Genomic DNA, 8,910 nt, shown 5'->3' with positions numbered 1-8,910 from the left:
AGCTGATACTTTTGAAAGAAAAATCGAAGTTTGTAAGAAGTGCTATGATTTATTAGTCAAAGAGGCTGATTTCCCTCCTGAAGATATCATTTTTGACCCCAATATTCTTACTATCGGTACAGGAATGGAAGAGCATGATAACTATGCTATAGATTACATCAATTCCTTAAAATGGATAAAAGACAATTTACCATATGCCAAAACCAGTGGAGGAGTCAGCAACATTTCTTTTTCCTTTAGGGGAAATAACGTAGTCCGCGAGGCCATGCATTCCGCTTTTCTATTTCATGCTATCAAAGCAGGATTAGACATGGGGATTGTCAACCCAGGAATGCTTGAGGTTTATGATGAAATAGATAAAGAATTGCTGGATTATGTAGAAGATTTATTATTCAACCGCAGACCAGATGCCACCGAAAGGCTGATGACTTATGCTGAAAATCTAAAGCCAGGTGAAAAAGCAGAAAAAACAGCACAAGAATGGCGTAATCTTGAAGTAAATAAAAGATTGGAACATGCTTTAATTAAAGGCATTACAGAATTTATTGATTCTGATACTGAAGAAGCAAGACAGAAAACCACCAGGCCACTTGATGTCATTGAAGGACCTTTAATGGACGGAATGAATGTAGTGGGTGATCTATTCGGTGCTGGTAAAATGTTCTTACCGCAAGTAGTGAAAAGCGCAAGGGTGATGAAGAAGGCTGTGGCTTACCTCCTACCGTATATCGAAGAGGAAAAAAAAGCCCCCAAACCCCCAAAGGGGGCTTCTGGTGAGCAGTATTGGCAAACTGCAGATCCTATTCTTTACGGCTTGATGAAGGATTTTGCCAAAGAAATGAGGCATGATAATCCTACTCAAGCTGAAGAAATCCTATGGGATGCATTAAAAGGAAAACAGCTTGAAGGATATAAGTTTAGGAGACAACATATTATTGGTGGCTATATTGCTGATTTCATTTGCGTAAAAAAGAATCTAATAATTGAGGTAGATGGACTAATCCATCAATTACCCGAAAACAAAGCCAATGATGAAGAAAGAACAAAATGGCTAGAAAAACAAGGATTCAAAGTAATCCGCTTTACCAATTCTGAAGTAATATCCCAATTAGATGTTGTCCTAGAAAAAATCCTAAAAGCACTGACCCAAGCTCCCCCTTTGGGGGCTGGAGGGCTAGAGGCTGAGGGAGCCAAGAGTGGTAATGGAAAAATTTTAATGGCTACTGTAAAAGGAGATGTCCACGACATCGGTAAAAACATTGTTTCTGTTGTGCTTGCCTGCAACAATTACGAAATAATCGACTTAGGCGTAATGGTTCCTTTACAAAAAATACTGGAAGAGGCTAAAAAGCACCAGGTAGATATTATCGGTTTGAGCGGATTGATTACCCCTTCATTAGATGAAATGATTTATGTGGTAGAGGAAATGGAAAAAAGAGGCTTGAAAACTCCTGTTATGATTGGTGGAGCTACTACTTCCCGAATTCATACAGCTGTGAAAATTAAGCCTAACTACACTGGTCCCGTAATTCATGTGAATGATGCTTCCCGTTCTGTTACGGTTGCTGGAAAATTACTTGGGAAAGATAAAGATACATTCTATGAAGAAATAGAAAGGGAATATGCTGAGGCAAAAGCTGGGCACAGCAGAAGAGGAGAAAGCAAAAATTATGTAAGCATAGAGGAAGCCCGATCAAATAAATATCAAGTTGACTGGGACAGCTACCAACCGCATGCTCCCAAGAAAATTGGTAGTCAGGTCTTAGAAAATTATGATCTCAAAGAAATAGCTGAATACATAGATTGGACTCCATTTTTCCAAACTTGGGAAATGAAAGGTCGCTATCCTAAAATATTGGATGATGCTGAAAAAGGTGTTGAAGCCAGAAAACTATTTGCTGATGCTCAGGAGATGTTACAAGATATTATAGAAAATAAGCTATTGTCTGCAAATGCAATTTTCGGGCTTTATCCTGCGCACACTAAAAACCATGATAGCATAGAAGTGTTTTCTGATGCGGATAAAAAGCAAAAGCTGACTGAATTTCACACGCTTCGCCAGCAAAGTAAAAAAGGGGAGAAAAATCCAAATTATGCTTTTTCAGACTTCTTAGCTCCTTCAGAAGCCACCTATACTGATTATATGGGGTGCTTTGCTGTAACTACAGGAATCGGATTGGATAAACTTACTGCAAAATATGAAGCCGATCATGATGATTATAACAGCATTATGGCAAAAGCATTAGCAGACCGTTTAGCTGAAGCCTTCGCTGAATTACTACATAAAAAAGTAAGAACTGAATATTGGGGCTATGCAGAAAATGAAGCTTTAGACAATGAAGGATTGATCAAAGAACAATATAAAGGCATCAGGCCAGCGCCAGGCTACCCTGGCTGCCCTGATCATACGGAGAAAATCACCTTATTTGAACTATTAGATGTAGAGAAGAAAACAGGCATCACTTTAACTGAAAACTTAGCCATGTTGCCTACGGCATCGGTAAGCGGATTCTATTTTGGACATCCTGAAAGCCGCTACTTTGGCCTAGGAAAAATAGGCAAAGATCAGGTTGAAGACATAGCCAAACGCAAAAACCAAACCTTTGAAGAGATAGAGAGATGGCTCAAGCCTAACCTTAACTATTAAAAGAATATAGAACCTATACACTAGAACAAAGGCTTTTGTCCTGATTCTAGGTTCTTCAATCTAAAATCTTATTATGAAAGTAACAGAACATATAGCAAACGCGAAAAACACAGTATTCTCATTTGAGATTTTACCTCCTTTGAAAGGACAAAATATCAAGCAGTTATTTGAAAATATTGAACCTTTAATGGAATTTAAACCTCCATTTATTGATGTCACCTATCATCGAGAGGAGTATATTTACCGAGATAAAGGCAATGGCTTACTGGAAAAGCGAACAACTCGAAAACGACCCGGTACCGTAGGTATTTGCGCTGCTATAAAAAACAGATTTGATATCGATACCGTCCCTCATATTATTTGCGGTGGATTTAGTAAGGAAGAAACAGAAAATGCCCTCATTGATCTTGATTTCTTAGGGATAGACTCAGTTTTAGTCTTGCGAGGTGACCCTATAAAATCGGAAAATAAATTCGTACCTGACCCAAAGGGACATGCTTACGCCATTGAATTAATGGAACAGGTGGTAAATATGAATAAAGGAAAATACATTGATGAAGAACTTCAATCTGCTGCTCCTTCGGATTTCTGTATAGGGGTTGCAGGATATCCCGAAAAGCATTTCGAAGCCCCTAGCATGAAATCAGATTTGAAAATCTTAAAGCAAAAGGTAGAGAAAGGAGCAGAATATGTGGTGACCCAAATGTTCTTTGATAATCAAAAATACTTTGAATTTGTAAAATTATGTAGAGCAGAAGGAATCGATGTCCCTATTATTCCAGGATTAAAGCCAATTACTTCCTTAAAACAAATGTCTGCCTTGCCAAGAACCTTCTATTTGGATTTACCGGATAATTTGGTTGATGAATTAGATAAATGCAAGGATAATGTTGCCGCTAAAGAAGTGGGAATCGAATGGTGCATACAGCAATCAAAAGAATTGATAGAATTTGGAGCGCCATGTCTGCATTATTATTCTATGGGGAAATCAGACCCTATTTATAGGATTGCGGAAGGTATATTCTAAAAAAATCAGCTTTTCCAAAGTTCTAAACTTTGGAAAAGCTAGATTCTACCCCGGTCGGTGGCACACCGACCGGAAACCATGATTAATACAAAGCAGGATATTGCTCAGGATCAAACTCATGCATCATTTCATAAATTTTCTCAAAAACATCTTCTGTTTGTGGCTTACTAAAATAATCTCCATCAGAAGCATAAGCCGGTCTGTGTTCATTTGAAGTAATGGTTCCCGGTTGAGCATCTAAGAATCTGTAGGCTTTTTGTTCCTCTAATACTTTCTGCATCATAAAACCTGTTGCTCCACCCGGAACATCTTCATCGGCAAAAACAACTCTGTTAGTTTTCTTGATAGATTCCACAATAGAATGATCAATATCAAATGGTAATAAAGTCTGTACATCTATAACTTCACAAGAAATACCGTGATCGGCTAATTGATTAGCTGCATCTACCACTACCCGGCACATAGATCCATAAGTCACAATTGTTACATCGCTTCCTTCCCGGATAACTTCGGGTTGACCTAGAGGAACGGTAAACTCTCCCACATTTTCTGGTAAGGATTCCTTTAATCTGTATCCGTTCAGACATTCAATAATTAATGCAGGATCATCAGCTTGCAACATGGTATTGTAAAAACCAGCGGCTTGCGTCATGTTTCTTGGTACTAAAACATATATCCCCCGGATAGAATTTAAAATCATACCCATAGGTGAACCAGAATGCCAAACACCTTCTAGCCTGTGACCTCTCGTTCTGATAATTAATGGTGCTTTTTGACCTCCTTTTGTTCTATAATGAAGACTAGCTAAGTCATCAGACATAGTTTGAATAGCATACAGCAAATAATCAAGGTATTGAATTTCTGCTATAGGTCTTAAGCCTCTTAATGCGGCACCAATTCCCTGTCCGATTATTGTACATTCACGAATACCGGTATCCATCACCCTCAAATCGCTATACTTTTCCTGCAAACCTGCAAAGGCTTGATTTACATCACCTATTTTTCCAACATCCTCACCAAATGCAAAAACTTTTGGATCACGGGCTAAAGCTGCATCAAAACAGGCTTGTAAAACTTCTCTACCATCTACCTTTTTGGGATCATTTGAATACTCCGCGGCTACTACCTCAACTTTTAGAGCTGATTCTTCTGATTCGCTATATAAATGGGAACTATAGCGATCGTGACCTTCCTCAATTACAGCTTTCAACCAATTAATAAGCTTTTTCTTCGCTTCTCCCTGATGATTTATAACCAATCGCAATGATTTTTTAACTGCTTTGATATTATCGAGTCGCAATGGATTCATAGCTGATTTTAACCCATCAGCAATTTCAGAAATCTCATTCTGACCTGATTCTTCTGCCAATGCATTCAATAATCCTAATGCTTCTTTCTGCTGCTCTTTTATTTCACCAATAAAGGCTTTCCAAGCGGCATCTTTGGCATCCTTAGCCGTTTTCTTCGCCTCATTTTCTATTTCATCTAGTTCCTTGGCTGTAGCAATTTTTTGATCAATAATATATGTTCTGAACTGGGTTAAGCAATCATGTTCAGTTTCCCAGTCTAATCTTTCTTGTGATTTATAACGCTCATGAGATCCTGAGGTAGAATGCCCTTGAGGCTGTGTCATTTCCAAAACATGCACCATGGCAGGGACATGTTCCTCACGACAAATCTTCGCTGCTTTTTGATAAGTATCTATTAAAGCTTCATAATCCCAACCTTTAACCGTTAAGATTTCATATCCATTTTGATCTTTCGATCTTTGAAAACCAGCCAATGCTTGTGAGATACTACCCTTGGTGGTATGAAACTCCTGTGGTACACTAATTCCATAATGATCGTCCCAAATAGAAATCAACATAGGAACTTGCAAAACACCGGCTGCATTAATGGATTCATAGAACATTCCCTCAGATGTTGAAGCATTTCCTATAGTTCCGAAAGCAACTTCATTACCATTTATAGAATACTGTTCGAATTCCTTTTTATTCAATCCTTTATTCTCTCTGAATAATTTAGAAGCGAATGCTAAGCCAACCAACCTGGGCATTTGCGCTGCGGTAGGCGAAACATCTGAAGAGCTGTTTTTGCTTTCCGTTAGTTTTGTATATTTCCCTGCTTCATCCAACATTCTTGTAGCAAAATGCCCGTTCATCAATCGACCAGCAGAAGCAGGGTCAGCAACGACATCCGTGTGAGCATATAACTGAGCAAAATAACCTTGAATACTTAATTCACCAATAGCAAACATAAAAGTCTGGTCTCGATAGTAACCGGATCGAAAATCACCATTTTGAAATGATTTAGCCATAGCGAGTTGAGCTAACTCCTTTCCATCACCAAAGATTCCGAATTTCGCCTTGCCCATGAAAACTTCCTTTCTTCCGATCAAACTAGCATGCCTACTCTCCCATCCTAAACGGAAGTCATTTAAGACTTCATCTTTAGAGATTTTAGATTTCTTATTTTTATTGCTTTTGGTGGTTGTCATCAGCTATTTGTTTTATTGAATAAATACGAACTCACTTTGCTGTAAGTTCAACAAAAATAACCAAAATGATGAGGCTTTCAAATCCTAATTTGACAGTTGAGCCTAACAATCGTTTGGAAAGCATAAGTCAGATTATATTTTTGGCTTTTATCATTCTGTCAAAATAATATTTCACCAAACAAAGACTAACTATTAGTATTCAAAATAAAATATTAATTTGATTTCGAAATTAATATAGAAAGTGGCTTAAAAAAGTATAATCAAAGACTGTAAATTCTATTGTTTGCTTTATATTTGCCGACATTAGGAAACATTAAAATTATTTTGCTATGATCATTGGGGTACCAAAAGAAATCAAAAACAACGAAAACCGTGTCGCCTTGACACCGGCCGGTACACAAGAATTGGTCAAAAGAGGCCATCAAGTATTCGTACAGGCAACTGCTGGAGAAGGCAGTGGTTTTATGGATGAGGATTATGTAGAATCAGGTGCTCAAATTTTACCTGACATTCAAAGCACTTATGCGAAAGCTGAGATGATTATGAAGGTAAAAGAGCCTATTGAAGAGGAATATGAATTGATCAAAGAAGATCAATTGGTATTTACTTACTTCCACTTTGCCGCTTATGAAGGTTTAACCAAGGCAATGATCAAAAATAAGTCGATTTGTCTGGCTTATGAAACTGTAGAAAAAACTGATAAAAGTTTACCCCTTTTGGTGCCGATGTCAGAAGTAGCTGGAAGAATGGCTATTCAAGAAGGTGCAAAATACTTAGAAAAACCACTTAAAGGTAGAGGTATCTTATTAGGTGGTGTACCAGGTGTTCGCCCTGCTAAAGTTATGATAATGGGTGGCGGAATTGTAGGTACAAACGCTGCAAAAATGGCCGCTGGAATGGGTGCTGATGTCACCATTATGGATGTAAATCTTCAGCGTTTACGTTATCTGGATGATGTATTACCTGCCAACGTGAATACTTTTATGTCCAATGAGTACAACATTCGTGAAATGCTTAGCAGAGTTGATTTGATCATTGGTGCCGTATTAATACCAGGTGGAAAGGCTCCTCACTTGATTACACGTGATATGTTAAAAGAAATGAGACCAGGTACTGTACTAGTTGATGTGGCAGTGGATCAAGGTGGATGTATTGAAACTTGTAAACCAACAACGCACGAAGATCCTACTTATATTATTGATGATGTGGTTCACTATTGCGTTGCAAACATGCCGGGAGCTGTACCTTATACTTCTACCTTAGCTTTAACTAATGCGACACTTCCTTATGCAATTCAACTTGCTGAAAAAGGATGGGTAAAAGCTTGCCAAGACAATAGAGAGTTAGCTTTAGGCTTAAATATCATTAAAGGTGATGTGGTATATGACGCTGTGGCAAATGCTTATGATTTAGAGCATGTTCCATTCGAGAAATATTTAGGAAATGTTTGGGGAAAATTAAAAGATTAAACATTCTTAATTTCAAATAATAGAAAGCCTTTTTGTATTACTGCAAAAAGGCTTTTTTTGTTAACCTTACTCAGCCTTCAAATTATAAGAAGCTGTTAATAATATAATTTGTGTTTCTCTTTTTCGTGTAAATGTTTGCTCAAATTCAGGACCAAAATTTTCTCCTCTGAAATTTCGAGTATCAAATAAATCTCTGAAACTAGCACTTATGCTTAATTGCTTGTTAAGGAAATACCTTTGCAAGCTTCCGTCCACATAATATCGAGCTAAATCTCTACCTTGAGCCTCAATTTCAGGAGCAAAATAATTTCCAGTGAATTGTAGGTTTATACCTAATGGCAAACTAAGATCAGTAGTTACTTTAGCATACCTCGACAAACCTCTGTTCGTGAAGCTTTCATCTAAATTAGTACCATCAATTCTTGATTCAAATATGGAGTAACTGGCATTCAAATTCCACCAATCTGCTAATTCAGTAGTATTTATAAATTCAACTCCATATAAATCTGCAGTATTTAAATTTTGTGGACCTCTATAGGAAATACCATCTTCTACCCTCACAATCCAATCTACCTGCCCATTGATTCTCCTATAAAAAGCATTTGTAGTTAAGGTAAATCCTCCCTTTTGATACATGTGCCCTAATTCAAAAGAATTTATATATTCAGGCTGTAGGTTAGGTGCTCCTACCCTCACGTTCAATGAATCTGCAAAATCTGGAAATGGATTTAAACTCCATCCATTCGGTCTATCAATTCTTCTGGAATAGGTGGATTTTAAAATATGATGATCATTCACGTGATATGCTAACTGCACACTTGGAAAGAAATCAAGATAACGTTGATTGTTATTTAAGTCTTCTACTGCGACTAATGAATTCTCTACGTTCAACAATTCATTTTCCAATAAGGTTTGCTCAGCTCTTAAACCAACAGCATAATTGAAATTTGGTAAACTGTCAGAATATATAGCATAAAGGGCATGTATTTGATCTTGATAAATAAAGCGATTACTAATGCTGTCGTATGATTGAAAATTTTCTGATTGCGGATTCCCCAATCCATATTTATAATCGTTATCAAATTTTCTAAAAATAGACTTATAACCAGTTTCTATCAATCCACCTAAAACAGGTGTTGCATAATCTAATTGGATAACAGAAGTATTTCTAAACTCATCCGTTGTACTTCCCTCAATTCTATTGGGATCTCTTCCTTCATCTTCTAATGTGTTATTATAAATATCGATCTTTTGATTCTCAACTTGATCT

At 37.3% G+C, this 8,910-nt stretch carries 5 protein-coding genes; 3 read left to right on the top strand and 2 right to left on the bottom strand.

The features are described from left to right. Together Q0L29_RS10070 and metF are read left to right on the top strand one after the other, a co-directional pair. On the top strand, nucleotides 1-2,647 hold a 2,647-nt coding region (locus tag Q0L29_RS10070), incomplete at its 5' end, for a vitamin B12 dependent-methionine synthase activation domain-containing protein (RefSeq protein WP_296621329.1). A gap of 73 nt (nucleotides 2,648-2,720) precedes the next feature. Further along, nucleotides 2,721-3,674 carry a methylenetetrahydrofolate reductase [NAD(P)H] gene (metF, locus tag Q0L29_RS10065; RefSeq protein WP_296621327.1) on the top strand — a complete coding sequence of 318 codons (954 nt, stop codon included), beginning with the start codon at nucleotides 2,721-2,723 and terminating at the stop codon, nucleotides 3,672-3,674. Nucleotides 3,675-3,756: 82 nt separating this feature from the next. On the opposite strand, the gene Q0L29_RS10060 is transcribed toward metF, so the two are convergent. After that, on the bottom strand, nucleotides 3,757-6,171 hold the full coding sequence (locus Q0L29_RS10060; protein WP_296621325.1) for a thiamine pyrophosphate-dependent enzyme: 2,415 nt from the start codon (nucleotides 6,169-6,171) through the stop codon (nucleotides 3,757-3,759). 329 nt (nucleotides 6,172-6,500) lie between these two features. On the opposite strand from Q0L29_RS10060, the gene ald reads away from it, so the two are divergent. Then, nucleotides 6,501-7,640 (top strand): alanine dehydrogenase, encoded by a 1,140-nt coding sequence (gene ald / locus Q0L29_RS10055; protein WP_296621323.1) that lies wholly within the window; start codon nucleotides 6,501-6,503, stop codon nucleotides 7,638-7,640. Between the two features lie 66 nt (nucleotides 7,641-7,706). Here ald and Q0L29_RS10050 read toward each other — a convergent pair. Next, nucleotides 7,707-8,910, bottom strand: a 1,204-nt coding sequence (locus Q0L29_RS10050; protein WP_296621322.1) for an outer membrane beta-barrel family protein, incomplete at its 5' end; no start/stop codon positions are given.

The sequence above is a fragment of the Marivirga sp. genome (genome assembly GCF_024636815.1).
Classification (GTDB): domain Bacteria; phylum Bacteroidota; class Bacteroidia; order Cytophagales; family Cyclobacteriaceae; genus Marivirga.
This window is presented reverse-complemented; position numbering and strand designations above follow the sequence as displayed.